19 protein-coding genes are annotated in these 25,028 nt (G+C 65.2%); 8 read left to right on the forward strand and 11 right to left on the reverse strand.

The genetic code is table 11. The features are described from left to right. The first annotated feature begins 38 nt into the window (after window positions 1–38). From WDA27_04925 to WDA27_04935, 3 genes are read left to right on the forward strand one after another with little or no spacing between them, the layout of a single operon-like run. Window positions 39–1,523 (forward strand): cellulase family glycosylhydrolase, encoded by a 1,485-nt coding sequence (locus WDA27_04925; GenBank protein ID MFA5890276.1) that lies wholly within the window; start codon window positions 39–41, stop codon window positions 1,521–1,523. A gap of 56 nt (window positions 1,524–1,579) precedes the next feature. Next, window positions 1,580–2,800, forward strand: a complete 1,221-nt coding sequence (locus tag WDA27_04930; GenBank protein MFA5890277.1) for a methyltransferase domain-containing protein — start codon at window positions 1,580–1,582, stop codon at window positions 2,798–2,800. After that, the gene (locus tag WDA27_04935; GenBank protein ID MFA5890278.1) at window positions 2,797–3,591 is read left to right on the forward strand and encodes a P-loop NTPase; all 795 of its coding nucleotides are present in this window, start codon (window positions 2,797–2,799) and stop codon (window positions 3,589–3,591) included. Before WDA27_04930 ends, WDA27_04935 begins: the two co-directional genes overlap by 4 nt. An 85-nt stretch (window positions 3,592–3,676) precedes the next feature. On the opposite strand, the gene WDA27_04940 is transcribed toward WDA27_04935, so the two are convergent. Further along, entirely contained in the window at window positions 3,677–4,336 is a 660-nt protein-coding gene (locus tag WDA27_04940) for a phosphatase PAP2 family protein (GenBank protein ID MFA5890279.1), read from the reverse strand. Between the two features lie 68 nt (window positions 4,337–4,404). Between WDA27_04940 and WDA27_04945 the strand changes: the two genes are divergently transcribed. Then, window positions 4,405–5,937, forward strand: coding sequence for an AMP-binding protein (locus WDA27_04945; GenBank protein ID MFA5890280.1), 1,533 nt, complete (start codon window positions 4,405–4,407; stop codon window positions 5,935–5,937). Window positions 5,938–5,949: 12 nt separating this feature from the next. Here WDA27_04945 and WDA27_04950 read toward each other — a convergent pair whose 3' ends face one another. Continuing rightward, window positions 5,950–6,873: a diacylglycerol kinase family protein gene (locus WDA27_04950; protein ID MFA5890281.1), complete on the reverse strand. Its 924-nt coding sequence runs from the start codon at window positions 6,871–6,873 to the stop codon at window positions 5,950–5,952. Between the two features lie 246 nt (window positions 6,874–7,119). Here WDA27_04950 and WDA27_04955 point away from each other — a divergent pair, with 246 nt between their 5' ends. After that, window positions 7,120–8,511 carry an ABC transporter substrate-binding protein gene (locus tag WDA27_04955; GenBank protein MFA5890282.1) on the forward strand — a complete coding sequence of 464 codons (1,392 nt, stop codon included), beginning with the start codon at window positions 7,120–7,122 and terminating at the stop codon, window positions 8,509–8,511. Window positions 8,512–8,584: 73 nt separating this feature from the next. On the opposite strand, the gene WDA27_04960 is transcribed toward WDA27_04955, so the two are convergent. The 3 genes from WDA27_04960 to nhaA all read right to left on the reverse strand — a co-directional run bounded on the left by WDA27_04960 (window position 8,585) and on the right by nhaA (window position 12,403). After that, window positions 8,585–10,582: a CocE/NonD family hydrolase gene (locus tag WDA27_04960; protein ID MFA5890283.1), complete on the reverse strand. Its 1,998-nt coding sequence runs from the start codon at window positions 10,580–10,582 to the stop codon at window positions 8,585–8,587. Window positions 10,583–10,671: 89 nt separating this feature from the next. After that, the gene (locus tag WDA27_04965) at window positions 10,672–11,112 is read right to left on the reverse strand and encodes a carbonic anhydrase (protein ID MFA5890284.1); all 441 of its coding nucleotides are present in this window, start codon (window positions 11,110–11,112) and stop codon (window positions 10,672–10,674) included. A gap of 1 nt (window position 11,113) precedes the next feature. Next, window positions 11,114–12,403, reverse strand: a complete 1,290-nt coding sequence (gene nhaA, locus WDA27_04970; GenBank protein MFA5890285.1) for a Na+/H+ antiporter NhaA — start codon at window positions 12,401–12,403, stop codon at window positions 11,114–11,116. Between the two features lie 148 nt (window positions 12,404–12,551). On the opposite strand from nhaA, the gene WDA27_04975 reads away from it, so the two are divergent. After that, window positions 12,552–13,742, forward strand: a complete 1,191-nt coding sequence (locus WDA27_04975) for an acetyl-CoA C-acyltransferase (protein ID MFA5890286.1) — start codon at window positions 12,552–12,554, stop codon at window positions 13,740–13,742. Between the two features lie 16 nt (window positions 13,743–13,758). Here WDA27_04975 and WDA27_04980 read toward each other — a convergent pair whose 3' ends face one another. From WDA27_04980 to WDA27_04990, 3 genes are all read right to left on the reverse strand, one after another. After that, window positions 13,759–16,329, reverse strand: coding sequence for a trehalase family glycosidase (locus WDA27_04980; protein ID MFA5890287.1), 2,571 nt, complete (start codon window positions 16,327–16,329; stop codon window positions 13,759–13,761). Continuing rightward, the gene (locus WDA27_04985) at window positions 16,326–17,822 is read right to left on the reverse strand and encodes a cellulase family glycosylhydrolase (protein MFA5890288.1); all 1,497 of its coding nucleotides are present in this window, start codon (window positions 17,820–17,822) and stop codon (window positions 16,326–16,328) included. Before WDA27_04985 ends, WDA27_04980 begins: the two co-directional genes overlap by 4 nt. Window positions 17,823–17,921: 99 nt before the next feature. Further along, complete coding sequence (locus WDA27_04990; protein MFA5890289.1) at window positions 17,922–18,086, reverse strand: hypothetical protein; 165 nt, start codon at window positions 18,084–18,086, stop codon at window positions 17,922–17,924. A 332-nt stretch (window positions 18,087–18,418) separates the two neighbouring features. Between WDA27_04990 and WDA27_04995 the strand changes: the two genes are divergently transcribed. Beyond that, entirely contained in the window at window positions 18,419–21,151 is a 2,733-nt protein-coding gene (locus WDA27_04995; protein ID MFA5890290.1) for a neutral/alkaline non-lysosomal ceramidase N-terminal domain-containing protein, read from the forward strand. A gap of 13 nt (window positions 21,152–21,164) precedes the next feature. Here the strand turns inward: WDA27_04995 and WDA27_05000 are convergent, their stop codons facing one another. From WDA27_05000 to WDA27_05010, 3 genes are all read right to left on the reverse strand, one after another. Continuing rightward, window positions 21,165–21,962, reverse strand: coding sequence for a universal stress protein (locus WDA27_05000; GenBank protein ID MFA5890291.1), 798 nt, complete (start codon window positions 21,960–21,962; stop codon window positions 21,165–21,167). A 70-nt stretch (window positions 21,963–22,032) separates the two neighbouring features. Next, window positions 22,033–23,193 carry a UxaA family hydrolase gene (locus WDA27_05005; protein MFA5890292.1) on the reverse strand — a complete coding sequence of 387 codons (1,161 nt, stop codon included), beginning with the start codon at window positions 23,191–23,193 and terminating at the stop codon, window positions 22,033–22,035. Further along, window positions 23,190–23,459 carry a UxaA family hydrolase gene (locus tag WDA27_05010; GenBank protein MFA5890293.1) on the reverse strand — a complete coding sequence of 90 codons (270 nt, stop codon included), beginning with the start codon at window positions 23,457–23,459 and terminating at the stop codon, window positions 23,190–23,192. Before WDA27_05010 ends, WDA27_05005 begins: the two co-directional genes overlap by 4 nt. 212 nt (window positions 23,460–23,671) lie before the next feature. On the opposite strand from WDA27_05010, the gene WDA27_05015 reads away from it, so the two are divergent. Beyond that, complete coding sequence (locus tag WDA27_05015) at window positions 23,672–25,015, forward strand: cellulase family glycosylhydrolase (protein ID MFA5890294.1); 1,344 nt, start codon at window positions 23,672–23,674, stop codon at window positions 25,013–25,015. The last annotated feature ends 13 nt before the right edge of the window (window positions 25,016–25,028 follow it).

Here is a 25,028-nt window from a genome sequence, read left to right on the forward strand (position 1 = left end):
ATCGGGCGAATCAGTAACTCACGTCTTGGGAGGTGTCCATGTTTGGATCCGTGAGGGTTCGCGTTGCCGTGGCGTGCGTCGCTGTTGCCGCCCTGCTGCTTCCACTTGGCTTGGCTTCGGCCGCATCCACGACCGCATTTCACGCCGACTCGCCGTTCATCCGGGACGCGCACGGGCGCGTTGTGGTCCTTCACGGGATGAATGCCGTGTGGAAGACGGACGACTACTACCCTCCGTCCAGCATCTACTCGGTCGATTACGTTTCGGAAGACAAGAGTTACTTCGACGAGCGCGACGTCCAGATCATGCGAGAGCGCGGGTTCAACGTCGTGCGCCTGGGGATCATCTGGAAGGGACTCGAGCCGACACGCGGCACGTACGACGAGAAGTACCTCGATCGCATCCAAGAGATCGTCAAGATGCTCGGCGATCACGGCGTCATGACGCTGCTGGACTTCCACCAGGACATGTACAACGAGCGCTTCGACGGCGAAGGCTTCCCCGACTGGGCGACTCACAGCGAAGTTCCTGAGACGAACTGCTGCGGCTTCCCGGTCAACTACTTCACGCCCGCCGTCGGGCGCGCGTTCGACAATCTGTGGCTGAACACCGACGGGCTGTGGCCCGCCTATCGCGCGGCGTGGAAGCACGTGGCCGCGCGGTTCGCCGGAACCGAGAACCTCATCGGCTACGACATCTTGAACGAGCCGTGGCCGGGGTCGCAGATCACGACGTGCTTGCAGCCCGCCGGCTGCCCGGCTTTTGACCTCCGAATGCAGCAATTCAACGAGTATGTGTTCGCCGGCATCCGCGAAGCCGATCCCGGCGCGATCGTTTGGTGGGAGCCAAACGTCACGACGAACAGCGGCGTCCTGAATCACGTCGGCACCGTCACGCCAATTGCCGACGGCAACAATGGGCTGTCGTTCCACGCCTACTGCTTGATCGGCGGCGGCGCGGCCCCCGGCGTATCCCGAGAAGCCGATCCCGAGTGCCCGGTGTCCTACGACCTCACGTTCTCGAACCAAGCGGCCGCCGGCGCGCGCAACGGATCGGCGCTGCTGCTGAGCGAATTCGGAGCGTCCGACGAATTGATGGACATCGAGCGCAAAGCAGTGCGCGCGGACGGGGTCATGGCATCGTGGACCTACTGGCAGTGGGGCGCCTGGGATGACCCGACCGGCAACCCTGCCCAACAGGGCATGTTCAAGGACGATCTTGACCGAGACACACTGAAGATCGGGAAGGCGAACGTCCTGAGCCGAACCTACCCCCAGGCCGTCGCGGGAACCCCGACACCATGGACGAGCGCGCCCGGGGTGTTCAAGCTTCAATACCGCGCCGATCCTGCTATCGATTCGGAGACGTACCCAACAGAGATATTCATCGCGCCCGACGACTACTCGGGGACTCCCACCGTGAGTCCCACAGGCGCGGCGGAAGTACCATGCCCTTCGCCCCGGCTGCACGTCGTCTGCTTCAAGAACACCGGCACGGACGTAACGATCACTGTGTCCGGCTGAGGGTTCTTTCGATCACCCTTTTGTGGGATCCGACAAGATCGACCTAGACTCACTGCATGCCTGAGGAATCAGCAGTTCTTCGGCGCAAGTTGGTGGCCGATCTCCAAAAGGCCGGGAGAATAAAGACCGCGGCGGTCCGAAGCGCCTTCCTCGCCGTCCCACGCGAGCTGTTCGTCGCCGACCACGTCCGGCGCGGAGGGCTCCAAGCCGCCTACGTGGATCTTCCGCTTGTCGCAAAGACCGATCCCAAGGGTGCGGCGATCTCCTCGTCGTCGCAGCCGGCGATCATGGCCGTCATGCTCGAAGCGCTCCGGCTTCGTCGGGGGCTGCGCGTTCTGGAGATCGGCGCGGGAACCGGCTACAACGCGGCTCTGCTGTCGAAGATCGTCGGACCGACCGGACGTGTCACGGCCATCGACATCGACGCGGAACTCGTCGCGAGGGCGCGGACCGCCCTGCGCCGCGGTGGTTTCTCGGCCCAAGTTGTCACCGGCGATGGACGAGGTGGATGGGTCAAGACTGCTCCCTACGACCGGATCATCGTGACGGCTTCCACCGATTCGATTCCGCGCGCGTGGTGGCAACAACTTGCCGAGCGCGGCGTGATCGAGGTGCCTTTCCGCCTTCTTGAGGGCTTTGGTTCAGTGCAATCCATCGTGGTGTTCGAGCGAACGAACAACGGCCTGCGTTCGATCGATTCGAACCCTGGGAGCTTCATGGGGCTTCGCTCCGACGCGGATGAAAGCGCGCCACTCGTTCATGCCTTGCGCAGAATCACAGCGTTCGAACTCTCCGGCACGACCACGCATGTGTATGGACACCTGGATGGTGCGCCGCTCGGGCGTGCCGGCCGGGCCGGTCGAGAACGCCTCGTCCGGCTCCTTCTGTCGGAACCACGCATCCGCGACGTTGCCGCGAAAAGCCAAAGCAACGCTCTGCAGACCTTCCTCATGCTTGGACTCCCGCGTAGATCGACCGTTCAGTACGCGGGAGGGCGCCACTTCGGCGTCGGGGTCGTCAGTCCGGACTTCGACGGGGTCTCGGTTGCGGTGCGCCGGGGAAACGGAGGCACCCACGTCCGGTCGTTTGGGTCCAAGTCGGCCGAACGCATTCTCGATTCACTGCTTTCAGAATGGGATTCGCTCGGAAGTCCCGGCGACCGCGACCTCGAGATCACGGTGTCGTTCGACGGCCGGCCCGAGGCCTGGCGCGTGCTCCGGCGAGGGGATTCCCACGTCGGCGTGAACTGGCGCACAACCCGCAGGAAGCGGTCGTGAACGCCGGCCCACCGGCCAGGACAATCATCGCCGTCGGGAGCGGGAAGGGCGGCGTCGGAAAGTCCACGGTTTCACTCAATGTGGCCCTCGCCCTCGGGGATACCGGCGCGCGCGTCGGCCTCCTCGACGCGGACCTGTTCGGTCCGAACATCCCCCGCATGCTCAATCTGATGCGGCGGGAGTCGGTTTCGTCCTGGGAGCTGGCCAGGAATCCCGAACTCGGCGCCACGAGGATCGAACCCATGGAGAAGTTCGGGATGAAGATCATGTCGAGCGCGTTCATCATCGGCGAGGATCACCCGCTCACACTTCAATCCTCGTTCGTCGACATGATCGTGCGGCAGTTCTTCCACGACGTTGCCTGGGACGACCTCGACTACCTGATCGTCGACCTTCCGCCGGGCACTGCCGATCTGCATCAGACCCTGGTGTCCCGATTCCCTCTCAGCGCCGCCATCGTGGTCGTCACGCCCGAGGACGTGGCGCACCTCGACGGCAGAAAGGCAATCGAGATGTTCCGCCGCGCGCGCGTGCGGATGCTGGGTGGCGTCGAGAACATGACGTTCCTTCAGTGCCCCCACTGCAAAGAGGAGATCGAGCTGCTCCCTCGGGTGGCCGCCGAGCGCTCGATCTGGTCGCGCGGGGTGAGCCGGCTCGCACAGGTCCCCTTCGATCCAAACGTCGCGATCGCGGGCGAGACCGGTTGGCCGGTCATGATCACCGCGCCCCACTCCGAGGCCGCACTTGCTTTTCGCGCTGTAGCCGAGGCCATCCGTACGGCATTCCCCTGACATAGCGGCACGTTCGCAGCGCGCTCAGCGCAATGAGACGTACAGGCCTTGTCGTCCACGCCGTGATTGGTTGATGTGCGCGGCGTCATGCCCGCGGCGCGCGCGGCGGGAAAGCGGTCGTCGTGATGGCGAGCCACGCCGCGCCGAGCGCAATGCCGCCGAGGACATCAGTCAGGTAATGAACACCGAGGATCATCCGGCTCGCTCCGACTAGAAGCACCAGGAGCGCCGCGACGGCCCACAACCGAACGCGCGCGCGCCACCCCGGCCACAAACGGCCGGCCAGAACCGCAAAGACTCCGAACAGAACGGTGGCGCGAAGCGCGTGGCCCGACGGAAAGCTCCAGCCGCGCGCGCCGATCAGGTGCGCGACGGGGGGCCGAGGTCTGCCGACCGCCGTCTTGATGACGACCTCCAGTACCGTCGCGCCGGAAAGCGAAACGCCGAGCAGAACCGGCCCTTCGAAGTTCTTGCGCAAAGCGAACCATGCGATCCCGACTGCGGTGGCGGCCACGGCCGCGACCGGCCAGCCGCCGAGCACCGTCACCATGCGCATCAGTCGAGTCATCCAAGAAGCGGAGTGGGTCGCGAGCGTCTGCGCGAGCGGCAGATCAAGTTCCTGCGCGAGGCCGGCATGCGAGGCAATACCGCCGAGCGCCCAGCCCGCGAGAGCGGCGGTCGGCAAACCGGCTGCAAGCAGGAGACCCTTTGCGCCACGCAAATGCCCGTCCGGGAAGTTCGTCACTCCCCTAGCCTACGAACCGAAGCTGAACATGGACGTAGGTCCGATCGGTAGCATGCGGCGAGCATCGGGTGAGCAACGGGAGGACCGGCATGATCGGCGAGCACAACATCGCACTTCTTGCGGAGCAAGCATTCGGACGGCACGGCGACCACGAAAGCGTCTTCTTCGAAGGGCGCTGGTACCGCTCCGGAGAGATGTTCGATCAGACCACCCGCCTTGCAGCCGGCCTTACCGGCCTGGGGATCGCCCCAGGGGATCGTGTCGCGGTGATGATGGCGAACTGCCCGGAGGTCGGCATCGCCTACTCCGCGCTGTGGCGCGCCGGAGCGATCGTGACCCCGACGATCTTCCTTCTGCCGCCGCAGGAATTGCGCCACATCCTCGAAGACTGCGGCGCGCGCGCAGTCATCACGACCCCGGAGTTCCTCCCCACCGTGCGCGCGGCCACCGACGGTGTCGCATCCGTCGCCTGGATCATCTGCCTTGGTCCCGAAGAAGACGGCATCGTGTCACTCGCCTCCCTGCTCCAGGCGGAGCCCGGTGCGATCGTGGCGCGCGGCGATACGGATCCTGCGGCGCTGCTCTACACGGGCGGCACAACCGGTAGAGCCAAGGGAGTCGTGCTCACGCACGAGAACGTGTGGTGGTGCGCGCGCGGAAGTTACGAAGCGTCCGACGTGCCCGGCATCACGCGCTCCCTCACGCCGCTGCCTCTGTCGCACGCGTTCGGGTTGATAACAAGCGTCGTGTCCTTCCACAGCAAGGAACGAGGAATCGGAGTCCTCATGCGGTGGTTCGATCCGATGCAGTGGCTGGAACTCGCCCAAGAACACCGGATCCAGCGCGGACTGGTCGTTCCTTCGATGCTGCAGATCTTGCTCGGCATGCCGATCGAGGATTACGACCTCTCTTCACTGCATTCGCTCGTGTGCGGATCCTCACCGCTCGCGCCCGAGGTCGCGCTCGAGTTCGAGCGCAGGGTTCCGAACGTACAGATCCTCGAGGGGTACGGCTGCACGGAGTCGGGTGGTATCGCATCGGTGAACCCGGCGGGAGGCCGCAAGCTCGGATCCGTCGGCCTGCCTTTGCCCGGCTACCAAGTCAAGATCCTCGACGACTCCGGCGCCGAAGTCCCCGGTGGAGAACTCGGCGAGATCTGCGTGAGCGCGCGCGGCGTAATGAAGCAGTACTGGGGATCACCCGAGGCCACCGAGGAAACGCTTCGCAACGGGTGGCTTCACACCGGCGACATCGGGCGCGTCGACGAGGACGGCTACATCTGGATCGCCGACCGGAAGAAAGACCTCATCATTCGTGGGGGATTCAACGTCTTCCCACGCGACGTGGAAGACGTCTTGCTCCAGCATTCAGACGTCGTGATGGCCGGCGTGATCGGGCGGCCCGACACCAAACTCGGGGAGGAAGTCGTGGCCTTCGTTGCACTGCGCCCGGAAGCGACGGCGGCGGCGCAGGATCTGATCGACTTCAGCAAAGAACGACTCGGTCGCTACAAGTACCCGCGTGAGGTACGTATCGTTCCCGCCATTCCACTCACGCCTATCGGCAAGGTGGATCGAAAGGCCCTGCGAGCCGCGCTGTAGCGCGCGCGGCGTTCAGACTTTCAGCGTGAGTGCGTTCGGCACAAGATCAAACACCGCCGGCGTGTAGCCGAGGATCTCACCGTCGGCTTCAACGAGCATCGGACTCGCCGCTTTGATCTCGACGCGCACCGAGCGGTACTCGCGGATGTTCGGATGCGGAACGTGCGAGCCTTTGAAGATCTTGTGCGCCTTGAAGATCATGTCCGATCGATGTCCGTCGAAGACCGAGACATCCAGAAGCCCGTCGTCGGGGATCGCGTTCGGAGCAACCTTCATGCCCCCACCGAAGAACTTGCAGTTGGCCACCGCGAGGTGATTCATCTTTCCCTCGTAGGTGTCCGAATCCATCGTGATCGTGACGCGCTCAGGCCGAAATCGCGCGAGCGTTGCCCATGCGGCGATCAAGTAGACGGCGCGGCCGAGGCTGCGAGGCAATCGCTGGGCGAGCGCAGTGGACTCGGAGCCGTAGCCGACATCGGCGATGTTCGGAAACCACCGCGCGCCCTGCGCCCCGGCTTTGTCGACGAAACGTACCCGTCCGACATCGATCCGGCGCGTCTTCGTCCCGCCGAGGTACTCGGCGATCCGCTCGAAATCACGGGGAAGATCGAATGTGCGCGCGAAGTCGCAACCTGAGCCTGCGGCTACAACTCCGAGGACGGCGTCGGGGTTGACCGGCCCGTCGTCCGCCATCATCCCGTTGACGACTTCGTGAACGGTGCCGTCGCCTCCGACGGCCACAACGAACCGGGTTCCGCTCTCAAGCGCCTCGCGGGCAAGGCGAATCGCGTGCCCAGGGCCTTCCGTTCGGGCGACGTGATAGGCCAGTCCTCGGGCCTCCAGCGCGCGCTCGAGCGGCGGCAGCGCGCGCCCGACCGCCCCCCTGCCCGCGCGCGGGTTCACGATGATCCTCATCTCGCCAAACGGACTTGACACCCGATTCACCTCCGGACGCGGACCGCCCGAGCCCGCCGGGATCGCAGCATACTTCGCCGGACCGGCCCCATTCCCGACCGGCGGTTTCGCGGGCCCGCCCCCCGGGGGCTACCATATTCTCCAGTGCAGATCGCGCATTCATGCGCGATCGCCGGACAGTTCGGAACATCTGTCACGTACCGGCGCAGTGGTCGCACCACCGGACAAGGGAAAGATGGAGGACGCGGCGAAGTGTCTCCAACATCGATGAAGAGATCTAGTCTTCGCTTTGCCGCCGCGATCGCGGCGATGTCTCTGGTCGTCACTGCGTGCGGAGCGCGCTGGCCGGCCGAGCAAGACAGCCTGGCGCGCGCCGGTGGAGGCGACGGCCTCAACGACCCCGCCTTGCCCGGAGGACCGCAAGGACAAGACCCGCTGAACCCGAATGCACCTGCGCCCGGCGGCGAGAACCCGACGACGGGTCCGACGGTAGGGCCCGGGGAACCGACCGGTGGACCGTCGACGCGGCAACCAAGCATCCCCGTAAACGCCGGCCCCCGTCCCGGCGTAACCGCCACCGAGATCAACGTATGCGTGCTCGTCCCGCTGACCGGCGCGTCGCCGATCCCGACCTCCTGGGACAAGGGCGCGAACCTCTACTGGGACTACCTGAGAAAGCAGGGACGAAGCATCTTCGGCCGTTACGTGAAGTTGAATGTCAAGGACACCGAGTCGCAGGTCGCTTCGGCTCTGGCTGCGGCACGCGAGTGCATCGCCGAGAAGGCGTTCTCGTTCTTCACTCTCGATCGGCTCGACGTCTCGCGCGCGGTCACTCAGTTCTTGCACGATCAGGGCTTCCCGAACGTGGCATTCCAAAACGGAGGCGTGCTGGAAACCAGCAAGGGCGCCTCGCAGACCAACACGTTCCAGATCAACATCGGGTTGTTGGCGCAAGGACGGTTGGTGGCCGACTACATGATGACCGGCGACCTTGCGGGCAAGCGATACGCGATCGTCCATGAGGACAACAAGGAGAATGAGGAGTTCACTGCCGCCCTTCGCGGTCGGATGCGTGAGCGGGGCACCGACGTCGTCACGGAAGAGACGATTGACGGGCAAGGCAACGATTACTCCTCGACCGTGCTGAGGCTCAAGAACGCGGACGCCGACGTCGTCTTCGTGGCCTCGGCACCGACCCCGTTCATCAAGCTCGCCCAGCAATCCCAGGGCGCGGCCTACCACCCGACCTGGGTCGGCGCCGCGGGTTGGTGGTGCTACAACACCGTCGCTCAGGTTGGAAACAGCAACGGAGCAATGGAGGGAGCGCGCTCGTTCAGCACGTGGGTGGCCTTGTCGAGCCCCGCGGCCAACGAGTACAAGGCCGCGTACAAAGCGATGTACCCGAACGAGACCGCCGACGACATCGGCCTCGTGAGTTGGGGCATCGGCGAAGTCTTGGAGGCGGCGCTGCGCGCGGCGGGTCCGAACCTCGGCCATAACACGCTCCGAGCCGCGCTGCAGTCACTAAAGGTCACGCCCAAGACTTGGTCGCCGCAGAGCTTCACGCCGGGTTCGCGCATCGGCTCGAACAAGGTCCTGGAGTTCCGGATCGAAGGCGACCACTGGAAGCAGGTCGGCGGGTACCGAAGCTCCTTCTAAGGAGATCTAACCCGACGCGCGCGGCGAACCCCCGGCGCGCGCCGTCTGCCGCAGCAGGTCCACGTCGGATCCGTCACTCCCCCGCGCAGCGCACCTGCCAGTATCCGGGGCACCCGGGCCCCGTCGCGCCGAGGCCGGTGACATCGGTCGCCGGCACGACCGGCAACGTGACGCGCGACGGATGGGATTCGTCGTTGTAGATGAGCGTGTTCACCGAGACCGGTTGGCTTGTCTGCACCGCGAACGCGTAATCGCTGTCCACGGCCGGAGGCGCGGTCACGATCACGACCAAGCGATGCCCGGGCCGGAACACGTGCGCGACCGGCCAGACCTCGACGAAGTAGTTCTCGGGTACGCCGGGCTGGATGGCGACCGGATCCACGTGCGGCCGCCACGGGCGGTACAGGAAGTTCGCGCGCGCCGGATCCACGCTGGTGTAGTCGCTCTTGGCTGGGTCGATCGCTCGGTGACTCGCCTTCAGCCACCCACGCTGCAGAAACGAGATCGACTTGCTCGCGGTGTCCTCGTCGGCGATCTGGACGAACAAATCCGTATCGTTTCCCGAGGCCGACAGGTACAGGTCGGCGACGATCGGACCGGCGATCGCCCAGGTATTGCCTTCCTCGACGACGGGGCCTTGCAGACGGACCTGGTCTGGTCCGTCTGCGGTCGTCAACGGTGGGTTCTGGTCGTAGCCGAACTGGTAGTTCCACGACTGGCGGCGTGTGCCCGACAGATAGGTGTCCGAACCCACCCCGCACGTCGCGCGATCCGTCGTCAGCGCCTTGCCGCCGCAGAGGTAGTAGTCGGTCCAGGTCGTCTGATCAAACGGGTAGCTCGTCGAGTCGATATGGCCGTTTGAGACGAGGTTCCCGTCGTCGTCCTTGTGCAGCTCGAGCAGCGCACGCACCGACGTCGGCTGGGTCGGACTCCACCCCCACGACGAGTCCGGGGCAATGTCGCGCATCCAGTAGTCCATCCAGGTCTTTCGGTCGGCCCAGGTCTCGCGCGCCTTAACGTTGGTGTCGTGGTCGCCGTTCACCATCAGGAGGCGCTTCGGGACCGAGATCGCGTCCCACAGGTGAGAGAATCCGCGCGCGCCGGTCTGCTCGTCGTTGAACGTGCCGGTGATGTGAGTCGGCACGTCGATCAGGTCTGCGTACGAGATGAGGGAATGGCTCCGCCAGTAGTCGTTGTCGAGTCCCTGGCTAACCAATCCTTGGACGATGGGATCGTCGTCCGTAGACAGCGTGTGGGTTGCGGAGTTGACGGCGCACTGCTTGCCGTTGTCGTTGTCGGCGTTGCGCGCTACGCCCTGCGCGGTGCCGCCGGCAACGCTGTAGGCGTTGCGGATTCCCAGGTACCACAACGGCGGGAAGAGCGTATTGAAGACGCCTCCGGGATAGGTAATCCCGCGATACACATCGTCCACGAGTCCCGAAATCGTCATGGCGACGAGATGGTGAGGTCGCCCCTCGCTCGCGGCGAGTCCTTCCTGCGCCGCGATGAAGAAGCCGGTCATGCCGCTCCACGAGTGCCCAAGAATCCCAGCCTCCCCGTTCCACCAAGGCTGTGTCGGCATCCAGTTCTCGATGATCTCGTAGCCGGCAAGCGCCGCCTGGAACGAGTAGAGGCCGAACTCCCCGGACGAGCATCCGGTCCCGGGCAGGTTTGCGTGGACGACCACATAGCCGTCGTCGGTGAAGTGTGACGAGGCCGTGAGCGCCTGACTGTCTTCGGCGAGCGGGGGGTCGGGCGGGCAGTATCGCGGGTCGGGGCTCTGCGCACACAGGACGTCCCTGGTCGTGCCGAGCATCGTGCGCCCGTCGGCGCTCGCGGAGCCGTTCTCGTACCCGGCCATCTCGAGGATGGACGGATAAGTCTTGGCAGGATCGTAATCCTTGGGAAGAACGACGGAGACGGCGATCTGCCCCTGACTTGTTTCCACGAAGTCGGTAGGACCCCCCGAATACGGACCGACCGTCGCGAACGAAGGTCCGGTCACGAGGGTTCCTATCACCAAGGCCTGGGCGACCAGGACCGGAATCGTCCTTCTGCGTGGCGCTCTCACTGTGCGTCTCCTCCCGAGCAGGCAGCTCCCCGAACTGGAAGCATTCGCGGCGTCCTCCCGCAGTTCCTGCCGATCGGAACGGTTTGACGCTACGCGCACCCGTCGGCGACGGGAATCGCTGCGCCGAACTCGTCGATCCGAATCAGGCGTACCGCGAGCGAAGGGAAGCGGCCGCAAACAATCTCTGCGGCGCGCTCAAGCGCGGCGTGGAGCATGGCGTTCTCGGACTCCTGGTCGGGGAACGCCGCCGAACCGCCCATTCGCCTGCAGTCGTGATGCGCGACAAGGATCAATTCGCTCGGCTCGTGCAAGGCGACCGCCAACTCGAGGGCGGCCTCGATCGACGATGCGTCCTTGGTTGTCATCCCCGCTGCACCGCCGGGCCACCCGATGAGATCCGCGTCCCCGGTCAGCCCCTGATCGTCGAGGAACCTCCGCAGCGGCTCGACGAAACGGAAGTCAATGCACGCAAGCACGACGGCGCGGCAGCGAGGGTTGCCTTCGGTGGGAATCCTCGACCTCGAAGCCACGTCAGTCCCCCTCACTCAAGCGCGACACTCCGCGACGCGCGCGCATCAACAGGGCACCTCCAAGGACGCCGGCGACGAGAGACCCCGCGAGGATCCCGACCTTCGCCGAGGCCAGCTCCGACCCGTTCGAAAACGCCAGCCCCGCGATGAATAAGGAGACCGTGAATCCGATTCCGCCGACTGCCGCGGCGCCAACGAGCTGGAACCACGTCACACCAATCGGCAAACGGGCCAGCCCCGACCGCGTTCCAGCCCACGCCGCGAGCGAAATCCCGACCGTCTTCCCGACGACGAGTCCGACGACAACGCCGACCGTGATTGCATTGGAAAACGCGCTCTTGAGCACACCGCCGCCAAGATAAACGCCGGCGTTGGCCAGCGCGAACAACGGGATGATGACAAAGCTCGTCCAGGGATGCAGCGCGACCTCGAGTCGAGTGAGCGGCGACAGCTCCTCTCGGGACGGCTCTGGGAGGTCGCCGCATTCACTCGACCGCCCAAACGGCACGGCCGGCGTCAGCAGCCCGAGCACGACCCCGGCGATCGTCGCGTGAATGCCCGACTCGAACACCGCCAGCCACACGCCGGCGCCGAAAACCGCGTAGACGGCCACGGGCCGCACGCGCGCGCGCCGAAGAGCCACGATTGCAATGAGCAGGCCGCACGCGATCCCCAGCGCCGGCCACGAAATCCCGCCGGAGTAGAAGATCGCGATGACGACGATCGCTCCAATGTCATCGACGATGGCAAGTGTAAGCAAGAACAGCTTGAGCCCCGACGGCAGGCCGCGCCCGACGATCGCCAGCACTCCAACAGCGAAGGCGATGTCGGTCGCCATCGGGATTCCCCATCCGGCGGATCCCGCACCGCCGGCGTTGACCGCGGCGTAAATCACGCCCGGAACGACCATCCCGCCAAGCGCCGAGAATGCCGGAAGTGCCGCCGCGCGCGGATCGCGCAACTCCCCCGACACCAACTCACGCTTGATCTCGAGCCCGACGACGAAGAAGAAGAGCGCCATAAGCGCGTCGTTGACCCAGTGCCGGATGTCCTCGGAAATCCCCCAGGACCCAATGCGCAAGGTCAACTCGCCGTGCCAGACCGCGTCGTAGGACGCCGGCGACACGTTCGCCCAAACAAGCGCTACGGCCGCGGCTGCGAGCAAAAGGATCCCGCCCGCTGCTTCGGTCTGGAGGAACTGCTGCAAAGGACGGGCAACCAGACGCGGCAGCCGCCGGTCCGATCGCGACCACGGCACGCGCAGCCGCGGCTGTCCACCTGTGTTCGGCACGGCCGACCGTCAACTCCTCTCTGCGCTCGAACGAAGATCGGCCTCCACGATACCCGCGGGAGCACGCCCACCCGCCGCGTAGACTAGTTCGAACCTCAGGGAACTTTCCGAATCGAGCGGCGCGCCTCGGCGTGCGAGAGGAGCCACGGTGACGAACGAAGTCTTCATCATCGACGCGGTACGCACGCCGATCGGCCGTTACGGCGGCGCCCTGTCGGGCATACGCCCCGACGATCTTGCCGCAACCGCGATCGCCGGACTGGTCGCTCGCGTTCCCGAGGTCGACCCCGCGCGAATCGACGACGTCTACTTCGGCGACGCGAACGCCGCCGGCGAGGACAACCGCAACGTTGCCCGAATGGCGTCATTGCTCGCGGGTCTGCCGGTGAGTGTTCCCGGAGCGACCGTCAACCGCCTGTGCGGCTCGGGGATGGAGGCGATTACCGCCGCCTATCGGGAGATCGCCGTCGGCGACGCCGACGTGTGCATCGCCGGAGGCGTGGAATCGATGAGCCGCGGGCCGTGGGTTCTGTGCAAGCCGGAGCGTGGGTTTCCCCGGGAAGCACAAACGCTGCACTCCACGACGATCGGGTGGCGGATGGTGAATCCGCGAATGCCGGGCGAATGGACGGTGTCCCTCGGCGAAGGAGCCGAGATCCTGGCCGAGAAGTACGGGATCTCAAGGGAGTCGCAGGACGAGTTCGCATTGGCGAGCCACCGCAACGCGGCGCATGCCTGGGATTCAGGACGCTTCAACGATGAGATCGTTCCCGTTACTGCGAAGGGACTCGCGCTGCTGGAACGCGACGAGTGCATCCGCCCCGACACCTCGATCGAGAAACTGGCGAAACTCGCCCCGGCATTTCGAGAGGACGGAACGGTCACCGCAGGAAACTCCTCGCCACTCAACGACGGCGCGGCGGCGCTGATGCTCGCGAGCGAAGCGGTCGTGCGCGCGAGTGGGCGCGCGCCTTTGGCGCGCATAGCGGCGCGCGGAGTCTCGGGCGTTGAGCCGCACTTGTTCGGGATCGGACCGGTCGAGGCGGCCGCGCGCGCGCTGGGGCGCGCGGGGATCGGATGGGGCGACCTTGTTTCCGTGGAACTGAACGAAGCCTTCGCGGCGCAATCGCTCGCGTGCATGGCCGAGTGGCCCGACCTCGACCCGGGCATCGTCAACCCGAGCGGCGGCGCCATCGCTATCGGTCACCCGCTCGGGTGTTCCGGCGCGCGCATTACGACCACCCTGGCGTGGGAACTGCGCAGGCGCGGCGGTGGACACGGCCTGGCGACAATGTGCATCGGCGTCGGCCAGGGAATCGCCCTCGTGCTGGAGGCCTAAGGACCGGCCCCGCGAATCACTTCCGACGCACAAGGAGATACTGAGCAACATCGGAGGGAGGCTGCGTCAACACCGCTCGAAAAGCTGTTCCCGGACCGACCCCAAGAGGCACGTCACTCCGCTCTCCACCGTGACCAACGACGAACACATCAAAGCCGTCGAGCGACGGAAACCTCACGGAGATCTCCCGCGAGACGTTCAGGCTCAGGTTGCCGCTGGGGTCCGTGATCCGCACCGCGATCTCGTCCGCAAGACGCAAGGACTCTCCCCGAAGCGTTTCCACATCGACAAGCGGGACCTCATAACCGCCGGACTCGATCTGGAAGGCCGGCGCTCGATCCGACAACCACGAGGCATCTCGCACGTACCCACGGAACCCGCGCGCGCCGGCAAACAGAAGCCTCTGCCGGTCGTACCGAGAGAGCAGCATCTCCGAAGTCAGCGCGGTAGACAGGCCGATGAGATGAACGCTTGGCTCACCCACGCCTCCAGAGCCCCAGCCCACCTGTCCCGTGCGCGCGTCGTAGGTCTCATACGGTCCGCCCTTCCCAGCCATCATGTCCAGGAGGCGTGCGCGCAACGCCTCGGCTTCCGACTCGTAGCCGTAGGTTGCCAGCGTCTGCAGTGCGACATAGGCGGGAACCATCCATATCTGCCCGCGCCAGTAGAACCCATCTGATCCGTCACCATAGTTACCATCGTTGTAGGCAACCGTTGGAATTGGGAACTCCCCAAAGAACCGGTTCGGATCCAACAGGGTTTGTTCGATCACGCGGCGAACGCGGGACTCATCCCGAGACAACCCTGCAAATGCGGGCCACCACATCGCCGGTGTCGCGACATCTGCGAACTCGTGTCCGCCCGGGCCGAGCAGGATGTCCTGCCACGCCCCTCGCTCCTCGTTCCACATCCGGTCTTCCACAAGGACCGCCAGCGCATTCGCCTTCTGCCGCCACGCTTCGATCTCCGGGCCCTTTTGGAGTTCCTCTCCCGCCCAGGCCATCACGTCGAAGTACTGAACCAACCACGCCTGTAGATCGACGGCGTCCTCGTTTGCAACCGGGGCAGTGCCGGCGACCGAGCCCTCCGATCCCACGTACCGGGGGGTGTCATCCCACCCGGTCTCAGCGCCCGACAAGTACTCCGCGAGTCCATCCCGGTCCGTGTCCCGCCGAGTCTCCCACCACGCGAGGTATCGGCGGCTGGCCTCATACATCCGCTCGAGCCACTGCCGCGCGCGTGCACGATCCGGATCCGACTCATACGCCTCACGAATGGCCCAGCCCTGCACCGGAGGTTGCGAATACACCGGTAGCGCCGGGACCTCGTTTTCATCCGCGATCATCGGGACCGCGCCGTCCGCGAGTTGCGCCCGGAAGAGCGTTGAAAGTTGCTGTTCTGCCATCGTGCCCGAGTTTGGATCGAATCCGCGCCAAGACGGATTCCACGTGGACCACGCGGTCTGCCCAAGCGCATGTATCCCGGTGTCCCACGCCCAGAAGAAGTTGAAATGGGCCTTCCCCGGGAGCGATCCCCAGTACGGCATTGAGGCACGGGGGGCGTACAAGTTCATCCGTAAGCCGGCGTGGGATGCCAGGAAGAGGGCGCGCGCGCGGTCACCGGTGACGTTGGGCACTGGAAGCGAAGCCTCGAAGCGCTCCCAGTCGGCAAGGACGCGCGCGCGCGCCACTGCCGGTTGCCCGCCGACCAAATCGAAACCCGCAGAGGCAAGGTCGTCGGCGGTGGCCGCCGACTCCGCGAAGGAAACCACCGCAAACACATCTACTTCGGCATCCGGGGCGATCACCGAGTTCTCTCCGCGGATTGTGATCGAGTAGTCGTCCAGCCGGTGAACCTCGTCTACTGCTTCAATGCCGAACGAGGGAGCAATCACTCGGAAGGCGGTAGCCGCAGCTCTCGCTCCCGAGATCGTCGTCTCTCCAAGCGTCTTGGCGATCGCCACTCTGGGAACTCCCTCGAATCCGGGAACCACGGTCGAGGTCCCCTCGCTTGGAAACGGATGGGACGACTCCGTGAACTCCCGGGAATTCGCGGTGCTCTCAACCGCGAAGGAGGGAACGAACTCGACGCCGGTCGGCCCCGCGTTCCGGATTCGCAGATCCATGAGAAAGACGTCTGTCGCAATGCCGGTGGCAAAGCCCTGGACATCCAGCCTTTCTCCCGCCGGCGACGCAAGTGTCCCGGTCTCGTCCCACGAAGAACGAGAGAACCTAACCCTTCGATCCGCCGGCTCAAATGATTCACCGTTCGGACTCTCTAGATTGAAGTATGTGCGGTCGATCTTCTCTCCGAACCCCGTGCCATCGGTGTAGTTGGCGGCGAGCAGCGGACGATCATCCAGCAGGGTCGCCTTGATCCCCGAATGACTCCCGAAGTCAGAAACTTGAGTACCTACAGTCCCGTTCGGAACGCCATCCGGTCCGCGTGCGTATTCGATGTACCAGGGCTCACCGTCGAACGGCACCGGCAGGGCGTGCGGATCCGGGTGATGCCCGGGCACAGCCGCCAGTGGAGCCGCAAGCGCCAGCAACGCACATCCGACGATCCACGGGATCCTGCGCCTCACTCGCACTCCCCGCCCGGCCGCACCGCGACGCTGACGGCGTCGACCCCAGGATTGTTCTTCAACGTCAGATACGTAGAGCAGGGGGACGAGGTCACTTGCGCACCTTCAACGCTCACTTGGTATCCCTGCGGGTAGTGACGATCGACCGGTACGAAGATCACGGTCGAAGCATCGTCGAGCGTCGGTCGGGGCTGGTATTCCATCGAGAACTCTGCGGTCGTCGGGTCAAAGCGATAGCCGATCGGAATGCCGGCAACTGCCATCGGATGTGTCCGCGAAACGACGTCCGCCTTCTCCTGCCGAAGACTTCCAAAGTCCGAGCTGTCGTCGAAGAGGGCACCGTCTCCTGCGCCACCCGGCACGTCCACCCAGTCCTTGTAGCCCCAGAACATCCATCCCGTCATGTACTTGTCCGCAAGTTGGATGTATCGCTCGATCAACGCCAGGTCCTGCGTATCCCCGAATTCGGAAAAGAGCGGTGGGACGCCCATCTGCTCACCGGTTTCGAGCGCGTTCTGGAATACGAGGTCGTCGGCGACGGGACACGTCGGGTACCCGACCGACCCAGACTCGTCGTCGGGGCGGTAATGCGCCCCAGCCGCCAAACAGTATGCGTGGAAGGACAAGCCCGACGGGCCGGAAGCTTGGGGCGGCGGAGCCAGATGAGACCGAGCCCCGTAGTTGAAAAACGGATGCGGCTCATAGAACACGATTGCGCGCGGATCGGCATCTCTCACCCCGAACGCAAGGCGATCTTGCAGCGGCTGGAGCAGATTACTGTCGAAGACCGGACATCCTGCAAAGTTGGCACACGTCGGGTAGCTGCTTCCCGGCCATGGTTCGTTGAACAGGTCATAACCCAAGACCATGGGCTGGGACGCAAAGGCCGCAGCGACGTGCTGCCACGCCTTCGCGTAGGCACCCGCAATCCCATCAGTGTCTGCATACAGGTTGTCGAATGCCCGGTTGAGAGCGGGAGATGTCACGTAGCTGAAGGGAAAGCCGGCATCGGGGCCCGCAGGGACACCATCGGTGCGGGTTGCCCAGTCCGGGAAGCCCGATCCTCGCACCTGTTCACCGAACAGGTCTTGGTGGGATTCCACCAGCAGGAAGATTCCGCGGGAAGCGAGCAGGTCACCCACTCGAGTCACATGCTCTAGGTACGAGTCGTCGAACTCGCCGCGGTTAGGTTCTAGGCCCTTCCAGAACCACGCCAGACGAACGGCATTGATTCCCAAGGACTTGATCAGATCAGCGTCACGCTCGTCGAAATCGGCAACAGGCGGAAAGTACGGGGCAGTCTTTCGAGCAATCTGCAGCCCGTGCATGAGGACGACCCGCCCGGTCGCATCCACCAGCCAGCGCCCCTCCGGGCGCAGGGGTGGAGCAACGAGTTCGGACGGCGACGCCGTCGGTGCCCCGCGCGGTGCAACAAGCGCTGCCGCAGCCAAGAAGACTGCAAACCCAGTTCTCGAAGCTCTCCGCCTCGGCATAACCACCTCACCCGATTCACTCCAGCAATGGGGAGAGGTTCGTCGAGACAAGCGTCAACTCCTCCCACGAACGGGGTGGCGAGCGGGGGAGTTCCCGCGCTAACCGGCGCGTTCGGTGGCAGGCTCGGCCGGCTCGGCCGCAAGGCGGAGGATGGCGCGCAGGGTCTCGACCATTCCGCCGCGGAACGAGGCGGGGTCGTCGTAGAGGAAGGCGCGCTGGGAGGCGAGTTCGGTGGCGTGTTTGGCGAGTTCCTCAACGGTCAATCTTGTCTCCCCCTTCCTGCGGTCGTCGAGTGCTACCAGCAAGTACAACGGGCCTCAAGGGCCTCGTCGAGCTCTGCGCAGCTCACCTCGACGGACTCTTCCGTCGGGAACTCGACCATCTCTTCTGCGATCTCGAACAGTGCAACCATGTCCATCACCTCCGTTGTTCACGACCGTAACGTCTACGTATTACGTCCAGGTGTCCCGGACGTGACTTCGTTGTGAAATCCACCGAGCCTGCGGCCCATTCCTGTGGGGCGCTTGAGCAGGAACAACGCTGACTCAGACGAATTCCTTCCCGGGAGAGTCTGTAATCATTGGGAGGGAGCCCCGTGCGAAGCCTTCGCGCCGTTGCCGGTACGCTGACGTTGTTTCTGATGCTTACCCCGGGAGTCCGGTTCGCTTCGGCGGACACCGTGCTCAAAGCGGGAGTCGGCAGCGCCGACGCCACTTGGCACGTCGGCACCGGAAGCGGCCAGTACGCGGACAAGAGCCCCAACGCCTTCGGCGTGGTTACCGGAGATGAGGTCGATCCGCACAACCACGGCATGAGCCAGGAGCACTCCTACGGAGTGCAATCCCGCCTGACCTACCGAGCACTCGTCGTCGAAGGCTCGAACGGCAAGCGCGTGGCTTTGGTCAAGAGCGACAGCTACCTGGCGCAGGACCACCTCGTGAGGCGCGCGGCACAGATCCTGGCCAAGGGATCCTCAGGGATCAGCTACGACCAGATCCTGTTGCACGCCTCCCACAACCACTCCTCCCCTTACTACACCAGCCCTTCGTGGGGGGTCTGGCTCTTCCAAGACATGTTCGACATCCGCGCGTTCGAATATCACGCGCGCGCAATGGCCTCGTCGATCGAGCAGGCCGTCGCGAACTTGCGGCCGGCGCGAATGGGCGCAACAACCATCCGCCACACGATCTACAAGGGCAACATCGCAGGGGCGACCATCACCGACGACGGGACACCGGGCGGCTACCCCGACTCCCACGGCGACTTCAACGTTACCGTTCTGCGCTTCGATGACGTCAGCAACCCACAGGTCCCTACCCCCCTCGCTGCGTGGGTCAACCACGGGCAACACCCCGAGTCCAACGACAGCTACGCGCTGATCAGCGCCGACTTCCTCGGCCCTCTGGAGCGATTCGTCGAGCGCGACCTCGGCGCACCGCTGATCTTCAGCCAGGGCGACGTCGGCAGCGCGGAGGGCCCTTACGACCGCTCGAACAACGACGTCCTTCCCGACGGAGTCATCCGGGCATGGGCGCACGTCGGACACGCCCAGACCGAGCGCGGCGCGCGCTATCTCGCCGACTCGATCGTGAAGGCATGGCGAGACATCGGGGACGGGAACGCGACCGTTCCGTTCTCAAGTGATTTCCCTGTGGACTACATCGACGGGTGGGTTCCCGGACCGCTGTCGCACCCGTATCCAAGCGTTTCGAACTGCCGCACCGAGACGACCGTTGAGGGGAATCCCGGGGCGCCGGTCGTCGGCCTGCCCGACTGCGAGCGCGCGCAAAACGCCGACCCGAACAGCATGGTGTGGGAGAACTTGCGCGCGCACGGTCTGCCCGTCCCCGACCACTACGACGCGCCCGGCTTCACCGGCGTCGAGGAGAACATGCGCCTGCGGCTGCAAGCCGTACGCATCGGTGAGGTACTGCTCGGCTCCTGCGCCTGCGAAGCGCAGGTCGACCTGATCCTGAACTTCGAGAGCCGCGCGGACAACGTCGTCGGCAACATCTTCGACGGCTACGACTGGGGTTCATCCTGCGAGCAAAACGAAGACACCACCTGGACTTGCTCGCACCCGCAGATCGGGACGACGACGGTGAGCGACGCGCGCTACCGGCGCATGCAGGCGCAGGTCCACAACAACGCAGCGGGGTGGGACAAACCCGAGAACGCTGTAGCGGCCAACGCCGAGCCCGACGACCCCGCCAAGATCTGGGGCAACTTCACCAAGGAGGAGTTGTCACCGAACCTCGGGTACGCGTTGCCGGTCGGCGTCGGGCACGGAGGCGACTACAACGGTTACACGGTGAGCTACCGCGAATACATGAGCCGCGACCATTACAGAAAGGCGCTTACCGCCTACGGTCCGCACACCGCCGACTACATGGCGACACGGCTGGTGCGCATGGCCGCCGCGCTCAAGGGTGGCCCTGCCCTCGCACCGGAACCGCACGACGCGATGGCGCAGGCCGACGAAGCACGACAGGTAGCGCTTTCGACGGCACTCGGAGTCGCCTCGAGCGCCGCCTACGATGCGTGGCTCGCAGCGCTGCCCAACGATCTGGGTCCCGCCGAACCGCTGGTGCAGCCGACCGACGTCGCGCGATTCTCCGCAGCGACGTTCACTTGGAGAGGCGGCTCCAACGCGGTGGATAACCCGCGCGCGCGCGTCGAGCGACTCAGCGGCAGCGTTTGGAAACCCTACGCAGACCAAAGCGGTGAAGTGCAGACGATGGTCGAGTTCCCCAAGGGCGCAGCCGGGGTTGCCGACACGTACGCGGGGAACCAGCAGTGGCGTTGGACGGCCAACTTCGAGGCCTTCGACGCATTCCCGCGCACCGTGCATCCCGACGGCCAGACGCCGAACGGCACCTACCGGTTCGTCGTCGACGGCGCGATCCGTCTTGCGGGAGTCAACACGCCGTATCACTTCGAGTCCAATGCGTTCCACATCGGTCCGTGGGAAGGCATCAGCGTTCAGGACGTGCGCGTCGAGGACGACGGATCCGTCTCGTTCGCAGTAGCGGTGGCTTACCCGCGGACCTACGCGAGTCCATTCCGGTTCGTGCATGACGACGGTCGAACCAAGATCTGCTACACGTGCTCGTTCCGGCCCTGGGCATCCACCGCGGCGGTCGCGCGCGCGGAGATCACGGTGGCGCGCGCCGGTGGCGGCGGTACCGACGTCGTCGCCGCGACGCTATCGGGCGGCCGGTGGATCGCTCAGACCAACCTACAAACCGGCGACACAGCGGCGATTGCGCGCGGCGGGGTCATAGACGCCTACGGCGAAATCAACGGGGCTGCGATTGCGGTGAACTGAGCCGGGCGGCTGCCTACGCAGTGTCCACGACGAGCACGTCGCACATTGCGTGGTGCGTGATCTTGTCGGGAACGCTGCCGAGGAAGAAGCGCGCGGCGCCCGTCATCCCCTTGTTGCCCACGACGATGAGGCCGGCATCCTCGGCCTCGGCCGTGTCGATCAGTGCCGCGGCCGGTTCGGCATCGACGATGCGTGACATCGTCGCCACCGCACCGAATGCGCGCTCGGCCTCGGCCAGAACCTCCCGCCCACGCTCGGCTTTCCCGGCATAGACCAGGATCAACCGAGCGCCCGCCGCTTGTGCGATCTCGGCCGCGGTCGCCAGCGCGCGCCCGGCGCGCGCCGACCCGTCGGTACCCGCCACGATCGTGGCATACGGCGTTGGCTCAATTCCCGCAGTCGTCTCGACGACCAGGACGCTGCAAGGAGCGCGGTGCGACACCTTGTTCGGCACGCTGCCCAAACGGAATCGCAGACTTCCACCCATGCCTTGATTGCCGACCACGATCAGGTCGACGTCTTGGTCCTCGGCGATCTGACACAGCTTGTCGGCGGGATCCCCAACCTCCGACGACGCTTCGAGCGTAACCCCCGAGCCTGCATGCCGGCGCAGCACTCCTGAGGCGATCTGTTCGGCGATCATCATCGGAGTCTCGCCGCCGGGCGGCAGGCTCTCCTGCGCGAGGTCGGGCGAGCACACGGTCGCCACATGAAGTTCTGCCTTGAGGCTCTGCGCGACCGACAGCGCCCGCCTCAAAGCCAACTCAGCCGAGTCCGATCCGTCGGTTCCTGCAAGCAGCTTGCGAATCATCACGATCTGCCTCCTCCAGCCCACCCGGCAGATACCGGGGCAAGCCTACTCGAGCGCCGACGGCTGCCGGTCAGAACGACGGACCGGTCGTAAACATACAGACGATACCGTCTTGAGCATTGCGCTCTGCCTTCGTTTGCTCGCCTCCAAGGGCGCGCGCGAGTACCCCGAGGATGTCGTCGCGCACATCCTCCAGCGTTGCACCCTCAAGCACGACGCCCGCGTTCACGTCCATGTCGTCGCGCATCGACTCGTAGAGCCGTGTCGTTGTGGCGATCTTGATTACCGGCACAGTCGGGAAGCCGATGGGGTTGCCGCGGCCGGTCGTAAACAAGATCGCCTGCGCGCCGGCGGCCACAAGCCCCGTCATCGACTCGGTGTCGTAACCGGGCGCATCCATCAGGATGAGTCCGCGGCACCCGGGCGCTTCGGCGTAATCGATGACGGCAGAGACCGGTGAGGCGCCGCCCTTGGCGACCGAGCCGAGCGCCTTCTCCCGGATCGAACTCATCCCGCCGTCCATGTTTCCCGGCGCGATCACCATCGACGCGAGCGGGCCGAGGATCTCGTGAGTGCGCCGCTCGGCGGCGTCCACCATTGCGACGACCTTCTCCGCGACCTCGGGCGACGCCGCGCGGCGCGCGAGGATGTGCGAAGTCCCGATCATCTCGGTGTTCTCTGTGAGCAGGACCGTCCCGCCGCTCTCGACCACTCTGTCCGCGACGAGACCGACCGCAGGGTTGGCCGTGACGCCTGAGAACGCATCGGAACCTCCGCACTCCAGTCCGAGCACCAACCGGTTGATGTCGATTTCGGTTCGGACGTCGGCGCGCGCGCGCGCCAGAAGGGCTTCGGCAACGGCGGCGCCCTTGCGAGCCGCGCTCACCGATCCCCCCTCAGCCTGGATCGACAAGCACTCGACGGGTGCGCCGCCCTCTGCAATCGCGGGCGCCAGAAACTCCGCCTTGATCACCTCGCACCCGAGTCCGATAACGAGCACTGCTGCCACGTTGGGGTGACGAGCAATACCTATCAATGTGCGCGCGTGCAACTCCAGATCGCGACCTCCCCGTCCGCACCCGTGACCGTGCAGGAGCGGGACCACACCCGGGACTGCGCGAGCGATGGCCGAGACAACGCCGTTGGCGCACGACACCGACGGCAGCACCACGACGTGATTGCGCACTCCCGCGCGCCCGTCGGATCGCTCGTAGCCGAAGAAAGACCTCACGACTCGTCCGGTCCCATGTTGTGTGTGTGTACCCACTCGCCGGCCGCGATGTCGGCGGTCGCGCGCCCGATCACCTCTCCGTACTTCACCACCGGGTCTCCCGCGCGCAGCGCGCGGAGCGCGATCTTGTGCCCGGCCGCGACATCGGTCACGGCCGTCAAGGACCCGCCTCCCGCAACCGCGGCAACAACTCCCGCCGAAATGTCGCACAACGCGACGGCGACATCGTCGCGCGCGTCGATGATCATGAGTTCTCGGTGTGGCATCCGCAGCACCCCCGCGGCATTATCGGGCAAAGCGCAGACTATTCCCACACAACGGCCCAGTCGGCGACGGTGCGCGCGCCGGTTGGAAGAGTAAAGACGACGCGGTCGCCCTCGCGCTCTCCCGTGGCTCCCCCAAATCCGAATCAGGCTCGGCGGGAGGTATTCGCCGCCGGCGTGAGAACTCCTATCGGCACGACGGAAGGAGAACTGCGATGACGTACCGCCGTGTTGGATCCATGGCTCTTCTGGTTTGTCTGCTGGCGCTCTGGGTGGCTCCGGTTTCCGCGCCGGCCACGACCACCACCCTGCGTGTCCAGAAAGGCAAGCTGCTCGACGCCGAAGACAGGGACGTGATCTTGCGCGGCATCGCCATGATCAACAAGGCATCTCCCTACCTGCCGAACTTCGGCGCGCAGGACTTCGCGCTCGTGCGGTCGTGGGGCATGAACTCGATTCGGTTGGGAACTTCCTGGCGAGCCATCGAGCCGACCAAGGGCGAGTACGACACCGGATACTTGGACCGGCTCGCAGGCTTCGCGCGCGCCGCGACCGATGCCGGCCTCTACGTGATCGTAGACATGCACCAAGACCTTTGGGGGGGCCCGTGGGGCAACGGAGCCCCGGATTGGGCAACCGACGAAACGTGTCCGCACGTGGATTCCGCGTCCTACACCGGCGCCTGGGCCACCAACTACTTGTCCCCCGCGGTGATGTGCGCCTTCACCAACTTCTGGACGTCCGCGGAATTGCAGGATCACTACACCAAAGTTTGGCGCGAGGTCGCATCGCGCATGGCCGACAACCCCATGGTGATCGGCTACGACTTGATGAACGAGCCGTACCAAGGCTTCATCCCGCCGGGTGTATTCGAGACGCAGTTCCTGTACCCATCGCAATCCCGCTGGCTGAAATCGGCAAGAGAGCTGGACCCCAAGGCCATCGGCTTCCTCGAAGCGCCGAACTACAAGAACGTCCACATGCCGACCGTTCCGGCAATCGATACTCCGCCGAACGCCGTGTACGCGCCGCACCTGTACGGTTTCTGGGACGAGATCCCCGGCCAAGGCGAGCAGGCGCGCGGAGATCTTGCGTCGGCCAACTTCCGATACTCAGTCGTCGAGGCGCACGTGATGGGACTGCCGATGTGGCTCGGCGAGTTCGGGATCGTGCATGACGCGCCGGGCGCGGCCGGGTTCCTGCGCACCGTCTACGATCTCGCCGACGAAGCCTGGGCCGGCACGGCGTACTGGGAGTACTCCCCCGGCAACAGCTACTCGCCGATCGACCGAGACCGCGATCCTCGTGCGACGCTCATCGAGATCGCGCGCCCGTATCCTGTCGCGGTTCCCGAACTCACCGAGTTCCATTTCGATGCAGCGACGGCTGTCTTCGAAGCGACGTGGACCGGGTCCGGCGATGCGGTGTTCGCAGTCCCGCACATGTGGTACCCGGATGGGCCGCAAGTCGACATCGACGGCGGATCTTGGGCCTGGAACCCGACAACGGCCGAGCTGACGGTAACCGGCGGAGCGGGGTTGACGGTGAAGCCGGCGTGACAATAGGGCCGCC

The organism is Actinomycetota bacterium (assembly GCA_041658565.1).
Lineage (GTDB): Bacteria > Actinomycetota > AC-67 > AC-67 > AC-67 > JBAZZY01.

What these genes read in the sequence shown, in the direction of transcription:
- WDA27_04925 (MFA5890276.1), top strand. Translation starts at nt 39, where the DNA reads ATGTTTGGATCCGTGAGGGTTCGCGTTGCCGTGGCGTGCGTCGCTGTT.
- WDA27_04930 (MFA5890277.1), top strand. Translation starts at nt 1,580, where the DNA reads ATGCCTGAGGAATCAGCAGTTCTTCGGCGCAAGTTGGTGGCCGATCTC.
- WDA27_04955 (MFA5890282.1), top strand. Translation starts at nt 7,120, where the DNA reads ATGAAGAGATCTAGTCTTCGCTTTGCCGCCGCGATCGCGGCGATGTCT.
- WDA27_04985 (MFA5890288.1), bottom strand. Translation starts at nt 17,822, where the DNA reads ATGCCGAGGCGGAGAGCTTCGAGAACTGGGTTTGCAGTCTTCTTGGCT.
- WDA27_05000 (MFA5890291.1), bottom strand. Translation starts at nt 21,962, where the DNA reads ATGATTCGCAAGCTGCTTGCAGGAACCGACGGATCGGACTCGGCTGAG.
- WDA27_05010 (MFA5890293.1), bottom strand. Translation starts at nt 23,459, where the DNA reads ATGCCACACCGAGAACTCATGATCATCGACGCGCGCGACGATGTCGCC.
- WDA27_05015 (MFA5890294.1), top strand. Translation starts at nt 23,672, where the DNA reads ATGACGTACCGCCGTGTTGGATCCATGGCTCTTCTGGTTTGTCTGCTG.